This window comes from Afipia carboxidovorans OM5, assembly GCF_000218565.1.
GTDB lineage: Bacteria > Pseudomonadota > Alphaproteobacteria > Rhizobiales > Xanthobacteraceae > Afipia > Afipia carboxidovorans.
Genome location: NC_015684.1, coordinates 1,139,665 through 1,159,395, shown reverse-complemented (window position 1 = coordinate 1,159,395; position 19,731 = coordinate 1,139,665). Strand labels below are relative to the sequence as shown.

Annotated in this window: 16 protein-coding genes; 10 read left to right on the top strand and 6 right to left on the bottom strand. The window is 64.2% G+C overall.

Annotated elements, in window-relative coordinates; genetic code table 11:
- The first annotated feature begins 281 nt into the window (after positions 1-281).
- The 7 genes from OCA5_RS05470 to zigA all read left to right on the top strand — a co-directional run bounded on the left by OCA5_RS05470 (position 282) and on the right by zigA (position 11,685).
- Entirely contained in the window at positions 282-1,283 is a 1,002-nt protein-coding gene (locus OCA5_RS05470; RefSeq protein WP_012564142.1) for an AAA family ATPase, read from the top strand.
- Positions 1,283-2,215: a DUF58 domain-containing protein gene (locus tag OCA5_RS05465; protein ID WP_012564143.1), complete on the top strand. Its 933-nt coding sequence runs from the start codon at positions 1,283-1,285 to the stop codon at positions 2,213-2,215. Before OCA5_RS05470 ends, OCA5_RS05465 begins: the two co-directional genes overlap by 1 nt.
- Positions 2,212-5,043 (top strand): DUF4159 domain-containing protein, encoded by a 2,832-nt coding sequence (locus tag OCA5_RS05460; RefSeq protein ID WP_012564144.1) that lies wholly within the window; start codon positions 2,212-2,214, stop codon positions 5,041-5,043. Before OCA5_RS05465 ends, OCA5_RS05460 begins: the two co-directional genes overlap by 4 nt.
- A 142-nt stretch (positions 5,044-5,185) precedes the next feature.
- Positions 5,186-7,252 carry a membrane protein gene (locus tag OCA5_RS05455; RefSeq protein ID WP_012564145.1) on the top strand — a complete coding sequence of 689 codons (2,067 nt, stop codon included), beginning with the start codon at positions 5,186-5,188 and terminating at the stop codon, positions 7,250-7,252.
- 124 nt (positions 7,253-7,376) lie between these two features.
- On the top strand, positions 7,377-7,733 hold the full coding sequence (locus OCA5_RS05450; protein WP_012564146.1) for a DUF2946 family protein: 357 nt from the start codon (positions 7,377-7,379) through the stop codon (positions 7,731-7,733).
- A gap of 88 nt (positions 7,734-7,821) precedes the next feature.
- Positions 7,822-10,218 carry a TonB-dependent receptor gene (locus OCA5_RS05445; RefSeq protein ID WP_013912923.1) on the top strand — a complete coding sequence of 799 codons (2,397 nt, stop codon included), beginning with the start codon at positions 7,822-7,824 and terminating at the stop codon, positions 10,216-10,218.
- 252 nt (positions 10,219-10,470) lie between these two features.
- Positions 10,471-11,685, top strand: coding sequence for a zinc metallochaperone GTPase ZigA (gene zigA / locus OCA5_RS05440; protein ID WP_193372368.1), 1,215 nt, complete (start codon positions 10,471-10,473; stop codon positions 11,683-11,685).
- Positions 11,686-11,688: 3 nt separating this feature from the next.
- Here the strand turns inward: zigA and OCA5_RS05435 are convergent, their stop codons facing one another.
- Positions 11,689-12,201, bottom strand: coding sequence for a GNAT family N-acetyltransferase (locus OCA5_RS05435; RefSeq protein ID WP_013912921.1), 513 nt, complete (start codon positions 12,199-12,201; stop codon positions 11,689-11,691).
- Positions 12,202-12,406: 205 nt separating this feature from the next.
- Positions 12,407-12,892, bottom strand: coding sequence for an NUDIX domain-containing protein (locus tag OCA5_RS05430; RefSeq protein WP_013912920.1), 486 nt, complete (start codon positions 12,890-12,892; stop codon positions 12,407-12,409).
- A gap of 430 nt (positions 12,893-13,322) precedes the next feature.
- Here OCA5_RS05430 and OCA5_RS05425 point away from each other — a divergent pair, with 430 nt between their 5' ends.
- Complete coding sequence (locus tag OCA5_RS05425) at positions 13,323-14,225, top strand: metallophosphoesterase family protein (RefSeq protein WP_012564153.1); 903 nt, start codon at positions 13,323-13,325, stop codon at positions 14,223-14,225.
- A gap of 3 nt (positions 14,226-14,228) precedes the next feature.
- Here OCA5_RS05425 and OCA5_RS05420 read toward each other — a convergent pair whose 3' ends face one another.
- From OCA5_RS05420 to OCA5_RS05410, 3 genes are all read right to left on the bottom strand, one after another.
- A complete protein-coding gene (locus tag OCA5_RS05420; RefSeq protein ID WP_012564154.1) occupies positions 14,229-14,798 on the bottom strand; it encodes a hypothetical protein in 570 nt (189 codons plus the stop codon).
- A gap of 286 nt (positions 14,799-15,084) precedes the next feature.
- Positions 15,085-15,291, bottom strand: coding sequence for a DUF4170 domain-containing protein (locus OCA5_RS05415; protein ID WP_012564155.1), 207 nt, complete (start codon positions 15,289-15,291; stop codon positions 15,085-15,087).
- A 38-nt stretch (positions 15,292-15,329) separates the two neighbouring features.
- A complete protein-coding gene (locus OCA5_RS05410) occupies positions 15,330-16,967 on the bottom strand; it encodes an isocitrate lyase (RefSeq protein WP_012564156.1) in 1,638 nt (545 codons plus the stop codon).
- A 182-nt stretch (positions 16,968-17,149) separates the two neighbouring features.
- Here OCA5_RS05410 and OCA5_RS05405 point away from each other — a divergent pair, with 182 nt between their 5' ends.
- Positions 17,150-18,607, top strand: a complete 1,458-nt coding sequence (locus OCA5_RS05405) for a helix-turn-helix domain-containing protein (RefSeq protein WP_012564157.1) — start codon at positions 17,150-17,152, stop codon at positions 18,605-18,607.
- A 134-nt stretch (positions 18,608-18,741) separates the two neighbouring features.
- Positions 18,742-19,245 (top strand): DUF1993 domain-containing protein, encoded by a 504-nt coding sequence (locus tag OCA5_RS05400; protein WP_041559599.1) that lies wholly within the window; start codon positions 18,742-18,744, stop codon positions 19,243-19,245.
- A gap of 270 nt (positions 19,246-19,515) precedes the next feature.
- On the opposite strand, the gene OCA5_RS05395 is transcribed toward OCA5_RS05400, so the two are convergent.
- A complete protein-coding gene (locus tag OCA5_RS05395) occupies positions 19,516-19,716 on the bottom strand; it encodes a hypothetical protein (protein WP_012564159.1) in 201 nt (66 codons plus the stop codon).
- Positions 19,717-19,731: the final 15 nt, after the last annotated feature.

Below are 19,731 nucleotides of genomic sequence, written 5' to 3'. Positions count from 1 at the left end.
GCGTTTTTCCATATTCAACCGCCTCATCCAATCGACGCATCGTGATGGATGTCGCATCATCGGACCGTTAAAATAGGATGACCGGCGCACCAAGTGAACCCAGGGTGACCTCAAAGAGGCAACCTTAAGTAAAACGGCCGCCGGTGACCTCGACGTGGACCTCGACCAAGTGCGCGCTTGGAAACGGGCTTTCGCGAGGTCAGCCTTCGCCCGGCAAATCGGCCCGACACCATCGGGATCTTAGAACCCCCAATCCGCGATCGGCGCGGCAAGGAGCAGGAATGAGCGGCGCAGATGTCGAGAAGCTGGAAGACGTGATCGTGCGCTCCGCGGAGCAACTCGCGGACAACATTCGCGCCGCACGACAGGCAGTGTCCACCGTGATCTTCGGCCAGGAGCAAGTCGTGGACAATGCGCTGGTGACGATTCTGGCGGGCGGCCATGCGCTGCTGATCGGCGTGCCGGGCCTCGCCAAGACCAAGCTGGTGGAAACACTCGGCGTCACGCTTGGGCTCGACGCCAAGCGCGTACAGTTCACGCCGGACCTGATGCCGTCCGACATTCTTGGCGCGGAAGTGCTTGACGAGAGCACCTCCGGCAAGCGGTCGTTCCGTTTCATCGCGGGACCGATCTTCGCCCAGCTTCTGATGGCCGACGAAATCAACCGCGCCTCGCCGCGCACGCAGTCGGCATTGCTGCAGGCGATGCAGGAGCAGCACATCACGGTTGCGGGCGCGCGCCACGATCTGCCGACGCCCTTCCATGTGCTTGCGACCCAGAACCCGCTGGAGCAGGAAGGCACCTATCCCCTGCCCGAGGCGCAGCTCGACCGCTTCCTGATGGAAATCGATGTCGGCTATCCCGACCGTGAGGCCGAGCGCAAGATCCTGTTCGACACCACCGGTGCGGAGCAAACCGCCGCGAAACCCGCGATGACCGCCGAGACATTGATCGCCGCGCAGCGTCTGGTGCGACGCCTGCCGGTTGGCGATTCCGTGGTCGAGGCGATCCTGACGCTGGTGCGCTCGGCGCGCCCCGGTGAAGGCAGCGACAAAGCAACGAAATCGATCGCATGGGGCCCGGGCCCGCGCGCGAGCCAGGCCCTGATGCTGGCGGTGCGCGCCCGCGCGCTGCTTGATGGGCGTCTTGCACCGTCAATCGACGACGTGCTCGACCTTGCCGAACCGGTGCTGAAGCATCGCATGGCGCTGACCTTCTCCGCGCGCGCCGAAGGCGAAAGCGTCTCGGGCGTGATCGGGCGGCTGAAAGCGCGGATCGGCTGATGGCCGCGGCGCTCAAACCTGCGCTGACCGAAATCGAAGCGATCCGGCGCGCCGATGGCGAAAGCCGGACGCTGGCGGCTGCAATGCCGCATCTCGTGCTGGAAGCACGCCGCATCGCCTCAACCGTGATCCACGGCCTGCATGGGCGCAGACGCGCCGGCGCAGGCGAGAACTTCTGGCAGTATCGCCGCTTCGTCTCCGGCGAGGCTGCCCAGCGCGTCGACTGGCGCCGCTCGGCGCGCGACGATCTGCTTTATGTCCGCGAACAGGAATGGGAGGCCGCGCACACCGTGTGGCTGTGGCCCGACCGCTCCAGGTCGATGGCGTTCGCATCGAAAGACGCGCGCGACAGCAAACTCGAGCGCGCGATCGTGCTGTCTTTCGCGCTTGCCGAATTGCTCGTCGCGGGTGGTGAACGCGTCGGCATCCCCGGCCTGATGCGGCCGAGTGCAACCCGCGGCATCATCGAGCGAATGGCGCAGACGCTGCTGCACGATTCATCCACGCGCGACAGCCTGCCGCCGGGTTTTGTGCCCGCCTCGCTTGCCGAGGTCGTCGTGTTCTCGGATTTCTGGACGCCGCTCGATGGCATCTCCGCAACGCTCGCGAGCCTTTCCGCCTCCGGCGCGCGCGGCGTGCTGCTGCAGGTCGTCGATCCGGTCGAGGAAACCTTTCCCTATTCCGGCCGCATCGAATTCACCGAGCCCGAAGATGGCCGCGCAATTCTCGCCGGCCGCGCCCAGACATGGCGCGACGATTACATCACCCGGCTCGAGATGCACCGCAGTGCTATTCGCACTGAAGCCGCGCGGCGCAACTGGCTGTTCTCTACCCATCGCACCGACCGCTCAGCGGCCGAGCTTCTCCTGTTCCTGCATCAGGCGCTCACGGCCTCGCGCGAAAGCAACGCTCGATCGAGGTGGCCCGCATGATCGGACTGCCGCTTTCCTTCACCGAACCGTGGCTGCTGGCCGGGCTGATCGCCCTGCCCGCGCTGTGGTGGCTGTTGCGCGTGATCCCGCCGCGTCCGGTGAAGATCGACTTCCCGCCCGCACGGCTTCTGTTCGACATCAAGCCCCGCGAGGAAACGCCTTCGCGCACGCCGTGGTGGCTCACGCTGCTGCGGCTTCTCGCTGCGGCGCTGGTGATCCTCGCCGCCGCAGGGCCGGTGTGGAATCCGAACCAAGCGGGCGGCACATCAAACGGCCCCCTTGTGATCCTGCTCGACGACGGCTGGAGCGCGGCTGCAAGCTGGGAGATGCGCATCCGCTCCGCTGACGAACTGATCTCCCACGCCGACGTCACGCGCCGCGCCGTCGCACTTGTTCCTCTCTCTGAGCCGGCGCGCGACATCACGTTGATGCCGGCCAGCACCGCGCGGGTGGCGATGCGTCAGATCGTGCCGAAACCCTACGCCATCGAACGCGGCGCAACGCTGCCGCTCATCAAGCGCTCCCTGGACGAGATCGGCGACGCCAGCATCGTCTGGCTCAATGACGGCATCGACAGCGGCCGTGGCGCAGACTTCGTGAGCGGGCTTCGCGACGCTATCGGCAATCGCTCGCTGACGATCTTCGAAGGCGGCACGCCGCCCGCACATGCGCTTGTCGCCGCCGACAATGCCGCCGCGCAGATGACCGTGAAGGTGCTGCGCGCAAGTGGTGGCGCCGATGCCGGCATGGTGCGGGCGCTCGACCAGAAGGGCGCGCCGATCGGCGAAGCGCATTTCACTTTCTCAGGCGACACCCGCGAGACCGAAGCTGCCTTCGACCTGCCGGTCGAACTGCGCAACGATATCGCGCGACTCGAAGTCGCGGGCGAACGCTCCGCAGGCGCGGTGCAGCTTCTCGACAAGCGCTGGCGCCGCCGCGCGATCGGCATCGTCTCGGGTGCAAGCACCGATACCTCGCAACCCCTGCTCGCGACGACATTCTATCTCGCGCGCGCGCTCGCGCCATTCGCTGATGTCCGCACCGCCGAACACGCCGCGCCCGCGGAAGCGATTAGGCAACTGCTCGACCAGAAGCTGCCGATGGTGATCCTCGCTGATGTCGGCACGCTGTCGCCCGAACTGCACGATCGGCTGGAAGCATGGATCGCGCAAGGCGGCGTGCTGGTGCGCTTCGCGGGCCCGCGCCTTGCCGCCGGCGAGGACGACCTCGTGCCGGTGAAACTGAGACGCGGCAATCGCAGCCTCGGAGGCACTCTCACATGGGAGAAGCCGCAGCACCTCGCGGCCTTTGCCGCCGATGGCCCGTTCGCGAACCTTCCCGTGCCAAACGACGTCACCGTGTCGCGGCAGGTGCTGGCCGAGCCTGAACCCAACCTCGCCTCACGCACCTGGGCCTCACTCGCTGACGGCACGCCGCTCGTCACCGGCGAGCGGCGTGGCAAGGGCGTGCTCGCGCTGTTCCACACAAGCGGCGATACCCGCTGGTCCGATCTGCCGCTCTCCGGCACTTTCGTTGAGATGCTGCGCCAGATCGTGGACATGGCAGGCTATGCCGATGTCACCGGCAGCAACCTCACATCCGACGCCAAGGTCGACACCGTCGCGCCGTCGCGCGTGCTCGATGGCTTCGGCGCATTCTCCGCACCACCTGCAACAGCCAAACCCGTGAAGACCGACTATCGCGGCCGCGCAAGTCTCGATCATCCGCCGGGATTCTACGGCCCGGCCGATGGTCCGGTTGCGGTCAATACACTGACGGCGACCGACCGCCTAACGCCGCTCGACACATCGGCGCTCAGCGCGACACGCGCGAGCTATTCCAATGCCGAACCGCGTGACCTGCGCGGTGCGTTGCTGTCGCTCGCGCTGCTGCTGTTCGTCGTCGATGCGATCATCATCGCATTGATCGGCGGCACGCTAGTCTCGCTGTTCGCGCGGCGCACGGCGACAAGCGCTGTGCTGGCTCTCGCCATCGCACTGACACCGCTCCTGCCCGCCCAAACCTATGCACAGACGCCCGCACCCGCCCAAAATTCTGCGGCAAACGACCAGCGTGCGATCAACGCCGTCTCGGAGACCCATATCGCCTATGTCGTCACCGGCAATGCCGAGGTCGATAACGTCGTCAAGGCCGGCCTCAGCGGACTCGCGCTGTTTCTCGCCCAACGCACCGCGCTCGAAGCGGGCGACCCGATCGGCATCGATCCGGCAAAGGACGAACTCGCTTTCTTCCCACTGATCTACTGGCCGGTCGTGGCGGATGCGCCGAAGCCGTCGCAGGATGCGATCAACAGGCTCGACGCCTACATGAAGAACGGCGGCACGGTGCTGTTCGATACGCGCGATGCGATCGATGCGCCGCCAACTTCAAATGGCGAAGCGCAGACACCGGGCATGATGGCGCTACGGCGGATTTTGGCCTCGCTCGATATTCCGGAGTTGGAGCCGGTGCCGCGCGAGCACGTGCTGACGAAAACCTTTTATCTGCTGCGCGATTTTCCCGGCCGCTTCGCTTCAGGCCAGACCTGGGTGGAAGCATTGCCGCGCGACAATGAGGAAGACGGCATCGAGCGCCCGGCGCGCGGCGGCGACGGCGTCTCGCCGATCATCATCACCTCGAACGATCTTGCCGGCGCATGGGCGCTGCGCCCCGATGGCCAGCCGATGCTGCCGCTGACGCCGGGCGAGCCGCGCCAGCGCGAATTCGCCTTCCGCGCGGGCGTCAACATCGTGATGTACACACTGACCGGCAATTACAAGGCCGATCAGGTTCATGCCCCCGCGCTCATCGAAAGGCTCGGGCAATGACGCGTATGAAAGCTCGATATGCGCTGCACGGCGGATGCACTCCCTCTCCCCTGCGGGGAGAGAGTTGGGGTGAGGGGCTCTTAATGCCAAACGCGGCGCGACCTCTCCCCCACGGGGAGAGGTGTAAGAAGAGGTATGCCGCATGACCCAATACGGCATCGCCTTCGCGCCATTAGTCCCCATGTTCGTGCTGTGGCTCGGGCTTGCGGCGGCGCTTGTCGTCGTGGCCGTGCTGCTGCTCCGGCGTGCGCGGGGCACGGCATGGCGCGCGGCGGCGCTGGCGCTGATCCTGCTTGCGCTCGCGAATCCCTCCTTCACACGTGAGACGCGCGAACCGCTGTCGTCGGTTGCTGCCGTGATCGTCGACAAGAGCCCGAGCCAGAATTTCGGCGATCGCACGAAACAAACCGACGAAGCGCGTGACGCGCTGCTCGCAAAGCTGCGCGAGATCAAAGGGCTCGAAGTCCGCGTGGCCGATGCCGGTCAGGCAGACGGAGAGACCGACGGCACTCGGCTGTTCTCCGCACTGTCGTCCACGCTGTTCGACGTGCCGACCGATCGCATCGCCGGCGCGTTCTTCATCACCGACGGGCGCGTCCACGATATTCCGCCGAACTCCGAAGCGCTTGGCTTCCAGGCTCCGGTGCATGCGCTCGTCAGCGGACATTCCGGCGAGCGCGACCGTCGTGTTGCCATCGTCTCCGCGCCGCGCTTCGGTATTGTCGGGCAGGCACAGACCATCACTTACAAGCTCGACGATCAGGGCGTGAGCGGCGAACGCGCCGAAGTGACCATACGGCGCGATGGCGAAGAGCTGAGCCGTCGCATACTCGCGAGCGGCGAGACTGCGCGCATCCGGCTCGACATTCCGCATGCCGGCCAGAACATCGTCGAGATTGAAGCCTCGCCTCTCGAGGGCGAACTGACACCGGTAAACAATCGCGCGGTCGTCTCGATCGACGGCGTCCGCGACAAGCTGCGCGTGCTGCTGGTCTCGGGTGAGCCACATGCGGGCGAGCGCACCTGGCGCAATCTTCTCAAGTCCGACGCCTCGGTCGATCTCGTCCACTTCACCATTCTGCGGCCACCGGAGAAGCAGGACGGCACGCCAATCAACGAGCTCTCGCTGATCGCCTTCCCGACGCGCGAACTGTTCCAGCAGAAGATCAACGAGTTTCAGCTTATCATCTTCGATCGCTACGCGCGGCAGGGCGTGCTGCCGACCGCCTATTTCGACAACATCGCACGCTATGTGAAACGCGGCGGCGCGGTGCTGGTCGCCGCCGGTCCCGATTATGCGAGCCAGACCAGCATCTGGCGCACGCCGCTCGACACCGTGCTCCCGGCCGAGCCGACCGGCGTTAGTGAAAAGGCCTTCCGCGCGCAGTTGACCGACATCGGCAAGCGTCATCCGGTCACACGCGGGCTGAGTGGTGCGGCGAGCGAGCCACCGAACTGGGGCCGCTTCTTCCGTATCGTCGATACTCGCAACCCCACTGTGCCGCCGGTGATGGAAGGCGCGGCCGGTGAGCCGCTGCTGCTGCTGTCGCGGCAAGGCGAAGGCCGCGTCGCGCTGCTGTTGTCGGACCAGATCTGGCTGTGGGCGCGCGGCTATGACGGCGGCGGCCCGCATCTCGATCTGTTGCGGCGGCTGTCGCACTGGTTGATGAAGCAACCCGAACTCGACGAGGAAGCACTGCGCCTCGGCACGCAGGCGCGCGATCTCGTCGTCACCCGCCAGACCATGGCGGAAGGCGTGAAGCCGGTGACGGTGACATCGCCTTCGGGCAAAAGCCGCGAGGTCACGCTTTCCTTGAGCGAGCCCGGCGTCTGGCGGGCAACGCTTCCTGCCGACGAGCTTGGGTTATGGCAAGCCACCGATGGCGAGTTGAAGGCGCTCATCAACGTCGGCCCCACCAATCCGAAGGAATTCGCCGAGGTCACGTCGACGACCCAAGCCCTCGCTCCGCTCGCCAAGGCGACCGGCGGCGATGCACGGCGCATCTCCGAGAGCGGCAGTGTCGTGCTGCCTCGCATTCTGCCGATTCACGGCTCGTCGGTGTTCGAAGGCTCCGGCTGGCTCGGCGTGAAAATGCGCGATGCCAGCGTCGTGCGTGGCATCGGCGTGTTTCCCGCACTCACCGGCCTGATCGGGCTTCTCCTGCTGCTTGGCGCTTTTGCGGCGACCTGGGTGCGCGAAGGACGGTGACGGCAAAGCCACAGCTGCGAGCCGTCGTGCACAGCCACAGGCCCGGATGCATTGACATCGCCTGACCTCCCGATGTTACATTGTAACATCCGGGCAGGATCGCACCGGCAGGGGATGACTTCCAATGGGTTGGCTGCGCACGAAAGCCAGAGGGCTGTCGTTGCTCGCGCTGTTTGCGCTGGCGATGCAGTTCGGGCTGTCGTTCGGCCACACCCACGTCTCGGCCGCGCCGACAGACGCTACCGCGATTGCCGCAAGCCAATCCTCCAGCGATACGCCCGACCATCACGATGCCGATGCGCTCTGCGTCGTTTGTATCGTCACCGCGATGACGGCGAACGCGCTGAGCCCGGCCGGGCCCGCGCTGCCGCTTCCCGTCTCGTTCTCTACCGTTGCCTTCGTATCCTTCAGTTTGACGGATGCACCACGCGCACGCACGGCCGCCTTTCACTCGCGCGGCCCGCCCTCCTTCCTGACCTGAACCTTCGTTGCCGCTTTCGCGGCTGAACTCCGTTCAATCCATGGCCGCTGCCGACGCGCAGCCCGTGGCGTCAGGATCATCGACGATCATGCCCCGCTCTCTTCTTCGCGCTTCGCTCGCAAGCGCCTCCGTTTTGTCTCTCGCTCTCGCCGCGCCGCCTGCCAATGCGCAGCAGGCGAGCCAACCCACTTCACCTGCACCGGTTGCAAACAGCACCGTGCTGCCGGAAATCATGGTGCATGCGCCAAGCCCGATCGATCACCATCGGCATCATCACGCGACCGCATCGAAACGCGGCAGCAACGTTGCGCGCACCCGTGGCAAACCACGAGAAACCCCTGCGGCACCGGCTGTTGTTGAAGCCGCACCGGCACCGCTGCAAGGCGCGCTGCCGATCGTCGCCGATCAGTTCGCGACGGTGACGGCCGTCACCAATGAGGAAATCCGCCGCAGCGGCGCGCAGACGCTGGGCGATCTTCTGAACGACAAGCCCGGCATCACCGGCTCGTCGTTCGCGCCGGGTGCATCGAGCCGCCCGATCATTCGCGGCCTCGATGTCAACCGTGTCGGTATTGTCGAGAACGGCATCGGCAGCAATGGCGCATCCGATCTCGGCGAAGATCACTTCGTGCCGATCGATCCGCTCACCACCAATCAGGTCGAGGTGATCCGCGGTCCGGCGACGTTGCGTTATGGCTCGAATGCCATTGGAGGCGTGGTCAGCGCCGTGAATAACCGGATTCCGGACGCATTGCCCTGCAATCCGATTACGCCAGCACAAACATGGGGTTACGCCGTGAAAGCGCCGCCGTCCGGAAACGGCGGTTATTGTGGCAGCTTTGAGTCACGCATGGGCTATTCGAGCATCGACAATGGCCGCGAAGGCGCGGTGCTGTTGGACGCCGCGACCAGCAATTTTGCGATCCACGCCGACGGCTTCGGCCGCAAGACCGACGACTACGGCGTCCCGAACTCGCCCTATCGCTTCGAGCCGGGCCATCCATTCAACGGCACGCAAGCGAATACCGGAACCCGCTCCTATGGCGGCTCGGTCGGCGGCTCGTATTTCTTCGACGGCGGCTTCATCGGCGCCGCGATCCAGCAGAACAACAACCTCTATCGCATTCCCGGCGAGGAAGGCGAGGAGCTCGGCACCCGGATCGACGCCAGGCAGACCAAGTTCACCGCCAAGGGCGAATATCGTCCCGATGCAGCGGCGATCGATACGATACGTTTCTGGGCGGGCGTCACCGATTACAAGCATCATGAAATCGGGCTCGCCGATGCAGGCGATCCGTTGTCGGACGGCATTCGCCAGACCTTCACCAACAAGGAGCAGGAAGGCCGCGTCGAGGTGCAGTTCGCGCCGGTGAACTTGAGATTCGCGGCGATGACGTCGGCGCTTGGCGTGCAGGCCTCGCATCAAGAGCTGACGGCGCCGAGCCCGGATGACATCGGCAGTCCGTTGAACGGACTGTGGGACCCGAACAGCAACACGCGGATCGCGGGCTATTCGTTCAACGAGTTCGCCTTCAACAACACAACGCGGGCGCAGATCGCCGGCCGCATCGAGCATGTCAACCTCAAGGGCAGCATGCCCGCGTTCATTCCGGACGTGTTCGACATCAACACCAACCCCGGCGATATCGGCCCCTCGCTATCACGCAACCTCTCCTTCACGCCAGCGAGCGGCAGCGTCGGCCTGATCCACGACCTGCCCTACGGACTTGTCGCCAGCATCACCGGGCAATACACCGAGCGCGCGCCGAAGCCGGCGGAGCTGTTCTCGCGTGGCGGCCACGATGCCACCACGACGTTCGACATCGGCAATCCGAACCTGAAGATCGAATCCGCACGATCGATCGAGATCGGGCTGCGCCGCGCGACCGGGCCGTTCCGGTTCGAGATCACCGGTTACGCCACGAAGTTCAACGGCTTCATCTACCGCAACCTCACCGGCAACAAGTGCGAAGACGGGGTCTGCGATGCCGATCCGACGCTCGAACTCAATCAGGCGGTCTACGCACAGCGCAACGCCTATTTCCGCGGCGCGGAATTCCAGTTCCAGTACGATGTGATGCCGTTGTGGGCCGGGCAGTTCGGCGTCGAGGGGCAATACGACATTGTCCGCGCGACGTTCGACGATGGCAGCAACGTGCCGCGCATTCCGCCGCAGCGGCTTGGCGGCGGCGTCTACTATCGCGACGCCAACTGGCTCGCACGCATCAACCTGCTGCATGCGTTCGCGCAGAACAACGTCAGCGGCGTCGAGACGACAACGCCGGGCTACAACCGGCTGAAGGCGGAGCTGAGCTACACCACCAAGCTTGCCAAGAACGACTGGTGGGGCGCGCAGGAAATGCGTGTCGGCATCGTTGGCGACAACCTGCTCAACGAGGATATCCGCAACGCGGTGTCCTACAACAAGGACCAGGTGCTGTTGCCCGGAATGGGCGTGCGCTTGTTCGCCAACGTCAAATACTAACCCCTGAGCGTTTTCAGGCGAAGTGGAAACCGGTTCGCGTAAAGAAAACGCGCCAAAATAATAAGTTGGAGTCTCGCTTTGTCTCGATCAAAGCGGAGAAGACTCTGGTGCGGCCGCCTTCGGGCGGCCGCTTCATTGGGCTGCGACCCTTGACACCCTTATCCTTTTAATTGTTATGTTATAACATAACATATTGAGGCTCGATGTCCCTTCAATCCCGGCTTGATGCCCTTCACAGGCTTTTTGATCTCGATGCAAAAACTCCCCGTCACAGTGCTGTCCGGCTTCCTCGGAGCTGGGAAGACCACCCTCATGAACCACGTTCTGAACAACCGGCAGGGCCTGAAGGTCGCGGTGATCGTGAACGACATGAGCGAAGTCAATATCGATGCCGATCTCATTCGTGACGGCGGCGCCAACCTCTCGCGCACCGACGAGAAACTCGTCGAGATGACCAACGGCTGCATCTGCTGCACTCTGCGCGACGATCTCCTGAAGGAAGTGCGCGCACTCGCGGAAAGCGAACGGTTCGATTATCTGCTGATCGAGTCGACCGGCATTTCCGAGCCGCTGCCGGTTGCGGCGACGTTCGACTTCCGCGACGAAGATGGCGCAAGCCTCTCCGACGTCGCCGTGCTCGACACCATGGTCACGGTGGTCGACACGGTGAATCTCCTGAAGGATTATTCCTCGACGGAATTTCTGCGCGAGCGCGGCGAGTCGCTCGGCGACGACGACAAGCGCACGCTGGTCGATCTTCTCGTCGAGCAGATCGAATTCGCCGACGTCGTGGTGCTCAACAAGATCGACGATGCAGACGCCGCGCAACGCGATGCCGCGCGCAAGATCGTTCGCGCACTCAACCCCGATGCCGATATCGTCGAGGCCAATCACTCGCGCGTGGCCTATGAGCGCGTGCTCAACACCGGCCGTTTCGATTTCGAGCGCGCACAGCAGCATCCGCTGTGGGCGAAGGAGCTTTACGGTTTCGCCGACCACGTGCCGGAGACCGAGGAGTATGGCGTCACGAGTTTCGTGTATCGCGCGCGGCGCCCGTTCGAGCCGGCGAAGTTTCACCAGTTCCTGCAGGAAAGCTGGCGCGGCGTGATCCGCGCCAAGGGCCACTTCTGGCTGGCGACGCGGCCGCAATGGCTCGGCGAACTGAGCCAGGCCGGCGCCCTCGTCAAAACCGAGGGGCTCGGATTCTGGTGGGCGAATGTGCCGATGGAGCGCTGGCCGAACGATCCGTTCTGGCGGCAGACGGTGAAGAAGAGCTGGAACGAACTATACGGCGACCGCCGTCAGGAGATCGTGTTCATCGGGACCGGCATGGATGAGGAGTCGATCCGCAGGCGTCTCGACGCCTGCCTGGTCGGCGGCAAGCCCGGCATGCATCTCGATGCGTGGTCGAAACTGCCCGATCCGTTTCCGCGCTGGCTGCGCGCCGACGAGATCGCGGCGGAGTGAGATTTACGCGACCGCGTTCCAGTCCGGACGGATCGCGCCGGAGACGCCCTCGAAAGCGCCCTCTTCCAGCTCGTGCACCAGAAGCCGCGCCGGGTCCACCGGGCCCGGCATGGTGGTGACGCCGCTCGCAATCCGCTTGAAGCCCATGCGGCCGTAATAGGGCTCGTCCCCCACCAGCACCACGAGCCGATGGCCTTTCGCCTTCGCCTCCGCGAGCGCGTGATCCATCAGCGCGCGGCCGATGCCACGGCCACGGAACGGCGGCTCGACGGTCAGCGGCCCCAGCAGCAGCGCGGGCGTATCGCCGATGCAGATCGGCAGTTGCCGCACAGAGCCGACGAGCAGCGTGCCGATATGCGCGGTGAACGACAGATCGAGTAGATGGTCGACATGCTCGCGCAGCCGGTAGGCGCTGAGCACGAAACGGCCCGGCCCGAAGGTGCGCTGATGCAGCCGCTCGATCGCCTGCGCGTCGTTCGGCGTCTCCGCCAGAATGGTGATGGAAAGATCGGTCATCGCCCGCGCGAATAGCACTTGCCGCGCCGCCGGTCCATCCGTCGATGATGGAACGGCGGAATTGGGTGAATCGCCAGTTTCGGCCGCGCTCGCACGCGGCTAGAGTCTTTCCCGCTTTGATGGAATCAAAGCGGGAAAGACTCTAGCTTATTGTTTTGACGCGTTTTCTTCACGCGAACCAGTTTCCACTTCGCTTGAAAACGCTTTAGCTCCAGTCCGCCGGAATCGGCCGGTTCTCCAGCACTTCGGCGATCCGCAGGCGCGTGCCGCGGGTGGTGTCGGGCGGCAACGCGGCCGGGTGAAAGAAGCCGCAGGCGACGATCTCGTGGTTCGGCTCCGGCAGCTTCTCCTGCCGGAAATCGCGCACGATATAGACCGCGACATGATCGCGCCGCGAGACATGACGGTTGAAATAGACGCCGTGCAGCCGCGGTTCTCCGGTGAGTTCGATGCCGCCCTCCTCGATCAGTTCACGCGCCAATGAGGCGAGGATGGTCTCGCCGGTCTCGACGCCGCCACCCGGCAGATGCCAGCCCGAGACGTAGCTGTGCTTGACCAGAAAGACGCGGTTCTCGGCATTGAGCACAACGGCACGGGTGCCGAGCGTCATGCCGCGCGCAAACCGCGCATAGACGTGAAACACGCGGCGGATGACGGGTTCGAATTTCAGCCGCAGTTTTTGGCTCGACATGAAGGAGATCACCTGAGCGGATGCCCGCGGGAGGGGAGATGGCTTTTAGTAGAGCGTTTGCGCCCTGATGGAAATGTACTTCCACATGGCCGGGCGCCTGTGTCTCTCATTGTCATTGCGAGTTCTTCTTTCACCTCTCCCCGACGGGGAGAGGTCGCGAGCCATCAGCGCGTTTACGCGCGTCTATAACGCGCTATGGCGAGCGGGTGAGGGGACCTAGGTCTTCAATCGAGGCATTTAGAGCCCCTCACCCCAACCCTCTCCCCAACGGGGAGAGGGAGCGCATTGCGGGTGCCGGAGCAAAAGGACGTTACGCTCATCTTCGTAACTTGCCCCGCGCCACCACAGGCCTTGCGCCCTCTTGTGCTTCCGGCCACAACGGCGGCAGGCTTGATCGGGAGCGATCAGCCAGCGCCCGAACCAACGATCCATGGCAGCATTTACCCTCGCCCATCTTTCCGATCCGCACCTTGGGCCGATGCCGCCGGCGCGGCTGATCGAGCTCTTCGGCAAGCGGGTGATCGGCTACACCAACTGGAAGCGCCGTCGCCATGCCATCCATCGGCGCGACGTGCTGTCTCTGCTGCTCGCCGACCTGCACGCCCAGCGCCCCGACCACATCGCGGTGACAGGCGATCTCGTCAACGTCGCGCTGCCGGCCGAATTCACGCAAGCGCGCGCATGGTTGGAGACCGTCGGCTCCGCGCAGGATGTCTCGCTGGTGCCGGGCAATCACGATGCCTATGCGCGCGCCGCGCGCGGCCAGTTCGCGCTGTCGTGGGCCGATTACATGCGCGGCGACGGCGAGACCGAGGTGCACTTTCCCTATCTGCGCCGCCGCGGGCCGCTCGCCTTGATCGGCCTCACCACGGCGGTGCCGAGCGCGCCGTTCATGGCGACGGGTCGGATCGGCCGCGCGCAACTCGCAGGCCTCGACCGCCTGCTCGCGCGCATCGCAACTGAGCCGCTGTGTCGCGTCGTTCTCATCCATCATCCGCTGCGTTCGGCACCGGGGCGATGGAGCGCGCGTCTCACCGATGCGCCAGCGCTGATTGCGCTCCTCGAGCGTCACGGCGTCAACCTCGTGCTGCACGGGCACGACCATCGCCACGCAACCGTCTGGTTCAAAGGCAGTCGCGGCCGCTTCGCCTCGATCGGCGTGCCGTCGGCTTCGGCATCAACCGGCGGGCACCATCAGGCGGCGGCGTATCAGCTTATTTCGTTCGAGGAAGATGCGGCGAAGGGATGGACCATCAGCCGCCGCGTGCGCGGTTTCGGCAGCGACGCATCACCGGACAGCATCGTGGAGTTGAAGGCCGAGACGCTCGCCTGACGCTTACATCGAGCGCAGCGCTGAGATCAGCGCGATAGCGAACAGCCCGGCGGCGCCGATGATGACGCCCAGCACGAACGACCAGAACCGGCTCGCGGGTTTCGCCGCAACCGCAACGCTCCGCGTGGGCGACACGATGTCCGCGGGCAAGGCCGACACCAGCGCGCGGTCGCGCTCGATGATGCGGCGCGCGATGTAATCGGTGACGGCATCGACCATCACCGGCACGTCATGCGATTCGGCGAGCACGGTGCGGCCGTAGCGGGTGTCCTGCACGAAGCGATAGATCCGCTTGTCGCGCCCCATCGCGACATGAGCGATCGAATCGATCCACAGCCGCGGGGTATCGCCCTGGCTCATGCCGCGGTCGAACAGGTCGACGCCCGGCGGGATCTCGCTGAAAAGCTGGTCGAGCGCTTCGTTCAGGATTTCCAGACGCGCCGCTTCGGCATCGCGCAGGTCGACGACCACGCCGGTGCGATCCGCCGCCTCGATTCGCGCCTTGTGCAGCGCAGCACGCAGACTCCCCGCGCCGGGCTTCACGGCCGCTCCGTCGACACCCTGCTCCGCCATGCGGTCATCCTTCCCGTTCCTTCTCATTAACCTAGCAATAACCAAAACGCCCCGCTAGCCGCCTCGCGGGGTGCTCCCGGATAACCAACGGATGGACCGCCGCCTTGTGCCTTGGTTGTGGCTTGTGATCTGCCTTGGGACGAAAAAAAGCCCCGCCCTTTGAAGGGGCGGGGCCAGTCTAGAGCAGGCGCGGAGTACGCCCCACCCTGGGAAAGAATCGCCTGAAGGCTTTCACCGTTGGGGGAAACGGCGAAAGCCTTCAGAGTCTTGCTTCGACGCGTCGTCCTCAAGCGCTCTCGCGCTGCGGCTCCTCGACGACGGAAAAGCGCACGCTGCCACGATGACGATTTTCCTCGGAAACGACGCGCCAGGCATCTTCGGCTTCCTTGCGGGTCTTGAACGGGCCCTGCACCTGAGCCGAGCCATGGACGAGCTTGTGGAAGTTCATCGAACCGAACTCACCGCCGATCACCCAAAAATTGCTGCCACTCATCCGAGCCTCCATTGGTTAGCTAGAAGTCCATTCAATCGTCAGAACTGGTTCATGGTGTTGTGAACGCCGCCCGCCTTCAGGGCCGCATCACCGGCAAAGTATTCCTTGTGGTCGTCGCCGATGTCCGAGCCGGCCATGTTCTGATGCTTGACGCAGGCAATGCCCTGGCGGATTTCCTGACGCTGCACGTGCTTGACGTAGCCGAGCATGCCCTGCCCACCGAAATAGTCCTTGGCGAGATTGTTCATTGTCAGGGCCTCGGTGTGATAGGTCGGTAGCGTAATGAGGTGGTGGAAGACGCCGGCCCGCTTCGCCGAATCCGCCTGGAACGTGCGGATCAACTGGTCGGCTTCGATAGCCAGCGGCGTGTCGTCGTATTCCGCCTTCATCAACTCGGCGCGGTTGTATTTGCTGACGTCCTTGCCGGCCGCCTTCCACTCGTCGAACACCTGCCAGCGGAAGTTCAGCGTCCAGTTGAACGACGGCGAGTTGTTGTAGGCGAGCTTCGCGTTCGGGATCACCTCGCGGATGCGATCGACCATGCTCGCGACCTGCGCGATGTTCGGCCTCTCGGTTTCGATCCACAGCAGGTCCGCGCCGTTCTGCAGCGACGTGATGCAATCCAGCACGCAGCGGTCCGCACCCGTACCCGGACGGAACTGATACAGGTTGCTCGCCAGACGCTTCGGGCGCAGCAGCTTGCCGTTGCGGCTGATGATGACGTCGCCGTTGCCGATCTTGGTGGCATCGACCTCCTCGCAATCGAGGAAGCTGTTGTACTGGTCGCCGAGATCGCCCGGCTTGTGGCTGACGGCGATCTGCTGGGTCAGGCCGGCACCGAGCGAGTCGGTACGGGTGACGATGATGCCGTCTTCGACACCGAGTTCGAGGAACGCATGGCGGCAAGCGCGGATCTTCGCCAGGAACACTTCATGCGGCACAGTGACCTTGCCGTCCTGATGGCCGCACTGCTTCTCGTCGGAGACCTGATTCTCGATCTGCAATGCGCAGGCGCCTGCTTCGATCATCTTCTTTGCGAGCAGATACGTCGCCTCCGCGTTGCCGAAGCCGGCATCGATGTCGGCAATCACCGGCACGACATGAGTGTGGAAGCCATCAATCTTCGCGATCGCCGCGGCTTCCCTGGCCTTGTCGCCGGCCTCACGCGCGGCATCGAGTTCGCGAAAGATGTCGTTGAGTTCGCGCGAGTCGGCTTGACGCAGGAACGAGTAGAGTTCCCTGATGAGATCCGGCACGGTGGTCTTCTCGTGCATCGACTGATCCGGCAGCGGCCCGAATTCCGAGCGCAGCGCTGCGACCATCCATCCCGACAGATACAGGTAGCAACGGTCGGTCTTGCCGCCGAAATGCTTCTTGATCGAGATCAGCTTCTGCTGCGCGACAAAGCCGTGCCAGCAACCGAGCGACTGGGTGTATTTGGTGGGGTCCGCGTCATACGCGGCCATATCCGCACGCATCAGGGCCGCCGTGTAGCGCGCGACATCGAGACCTGTCGTGAACCGGTTCTGCAGGCGCATGCGGGCAATGGCTTCCGCCGTGACGCCGTTCCAGGTGGGTTTGTCCTTGAGCAAGGCTTCGGCCGCCTTGATCTCGCTTTCGTAGGAAGACGGACCCTGGACCGCATGGTCGGTGATGTCGCGTGCCTGATAGTTCATTTTAATACCTACATTTGTTACATCGCATTGCCAAAGAGGACCCTTGCATCCAACGCTATTGTTCAGATATCGTCTAGATACACAGGAAAACGATCATGATGGGTTGTATGAGTTTTACATCAGCATGACCGTTAATTTGTAAATCTTGTAAATATCTTGCTCCAAGGCCAGGACCGACGCCCATGCGCACCCCCACCGAAACGGGACGAAAGCTGTTCGTCGGGCCACGCTTCCGCCGCCTGCGCAAGCAGCTCAACCTGTCGCAAACCCAGATCGCCGAAGGGCTCGGCCTGTCGCCGAGCTACATCAACCTGATCGAGCGGAACCAGCGCCCGGTGACGGCGCAGATGCTGCTGCGCCTCGCCGAGACCTACGACCTCGACCTGCGCGACCTCGCCACCTCCGACGAGGACCGCTTCTTCGCCGAACTCAACGAAATCTTCTCCGATCCCCTGTTCCGGCAGATCGACCTGCCGAAGCAGGAACTGCGCGACCTCGCCGAACTCTGCCCCGGCGTGACCCACGCGCTGCAGCGGGTCTATGCCGCCTACACCGAGGCGCGGCGCGGCGAGACCATGGTCGCCGCCCAGTTTGCCGATCGCGACAAGGCCGTCGGCCACGACTATGAGGCGAACCCGATCGAACGCGTGCGCGACCTGATCGAAGCCAATCGCAATTATTTCCCCGAACTCGAGGCTGCCGCCGAGAGCGTGCGCGACGAGATCGACACCGACTCGCAGGGCTTACTCGCCGCGCTCGGCAATCGTCTGCGCGAGAAGCATTCCACCACCGTGCGGATCATGCCGGTGGACGTGATGCAGGAAACGCTGCGGCGCTGGGACCGCCACCGCCGTCAGGTGCTGATCTCCGAACTCGTCGACAGCATTGGGCGCACCTTCCAGCTTGCGTTCCAGCTCGGCCTGTCCGAGGCGGGATCGGTGTTCGATTCCATCATCAACCGCGCCGGGCCGCTCGACGACACCACGCGCAAGCTCTACCGCATCACGCTCGGCAATTATTACGCCGCCGCGGTGATGATGCCCTATCAGCCGTTCCTCACCGCCGCCGAAACGCTCGGCTATGACCTCCACGTTCTTGCGCGGCGCTTCAATGCGGGCTTCGAGCAGGTCTGCCACCGGCTCACCACGCTGCAGCGGCCGAACGCGCGCGGCGTGCCGTTCTTCCTGCTGCGCGTCGACAATGCCGGCAACGTCTCGAAACGATTCTCGTCGGGCACGTTTCCGTTCTCGAAGTTCGGCGGCACCTGCCCGCTGTGGAACGTGCACTCCACCTTCGACACGCCGGACCGGCTGCTGCAGCAGATCATCGAACTGCCGGACGGCAGCCGCTATTTCTCGATCGCGCAGACGCTGCGCCGCCCCGCCGTGCCGTGGCCGCATGTGCAGCCGCGCTTCGCCATCGGCCTCGGCTGCGAAATCCGCCACGCCGCAAAGCTCGTCTACACCGCGGGCCTCGATCTCGACCGCGCCGAGGGCACGCCGATCGGCGTCAACTGCCGCCTGTGCGAGCGCGAGAATTGCAGCCAGCGCGCCGAGCCGCCGCTGACGCGCGCGCTCATTCTCGACGAGAACACGCGGCGGGTGTCGTCGTTCTCATTCGCCAGTGCGCGCGAGATGTGAGTTCGGAGAAATACGGAGCTGAAGTCGAACGGGTCGCGAGATCGTCCTCGCAGGAACGTGCGTTGCACACCCGCACGAAAGCGTTACATCGGTGCTGCCGCCTGCGCGGCGATCACGTTCAAGAAGGCCCGCCGATGTCGTTCTATGATGGTACCGCTCCGCTGTTCACTCACGCCCTGATCGCGCTCTCGAAGGTTCTCGCCAAGGGCGAGGCTTATGTCAAAGACCAGGGACTCGCACCGGAGGTGCTGCTCAACGCGCGGCTCTATCCGAACATGTATCCGCTGACGCGACAGGTTCAGCTCGCGTGTGATTTTTCCGGCCGCGCCTGTGCACGGCTTGCGGGCGTTGAAGTGCCGGCGATGCCGGACACCGAGACGACGTTCGCGCAGTTGCAGGAGCGCATTGCCAAGACGATCGCGCACATCAAGGCGATTCCGCCGGAGCGCTATGACGGCAGCGATATCCGCGACGTCACCTTCCCGGTTGGCAAGGACCAGACCAAGACGTTATCGGGACAGCGATTCCTGAATCACGTCGCGGTGCCGAATTTCTTTTTTCACTGCACGACCGCCTACAACATCCTCCGCCACAATGGCGTGCCAATCGGCAAGCTCGATTTCCTCGGCGCGAATTAGAGAAAATCAACAACGCGCTACGGCGTCGCGTCCGACCCGTCATTGCGAGTGCAGCGAAGCAATCCAGAAAAGACCCCCACCCCAACCCTCCCCCGCAAGCGGGGGAGGAAAAGGGAGGGGCTGGATTGCTTCGTCGCCATAGCGCGTCGAAGACGCGCGTAAACGCGCTTATGGCTCCTCGCAATGACGAGAAAGACGAGACGACAAAAGCCGGCACGGCAGGTGCCGGCTTTTTATTGTGTAATGATGTGAGCAGGAAAGCCCGTGCGATCAGGCGATCGCCGTCGCAGGCTTGCGCTTGCCGCGCAGAAGTTCGCGCGCGACACGCTCCGCCTCGCGCACGCTGCGAAACAGACGGCCTTCGAGTGGATTGAAGCGATTGCTCGCGGCGAAGAAACGGAATCCCGCCTTGTCCCTCACCACGATACCCGCCGGCTCGGAACTGACTTCGATGATATAGGTATCCGACATTTTAGCCCTGCCCGG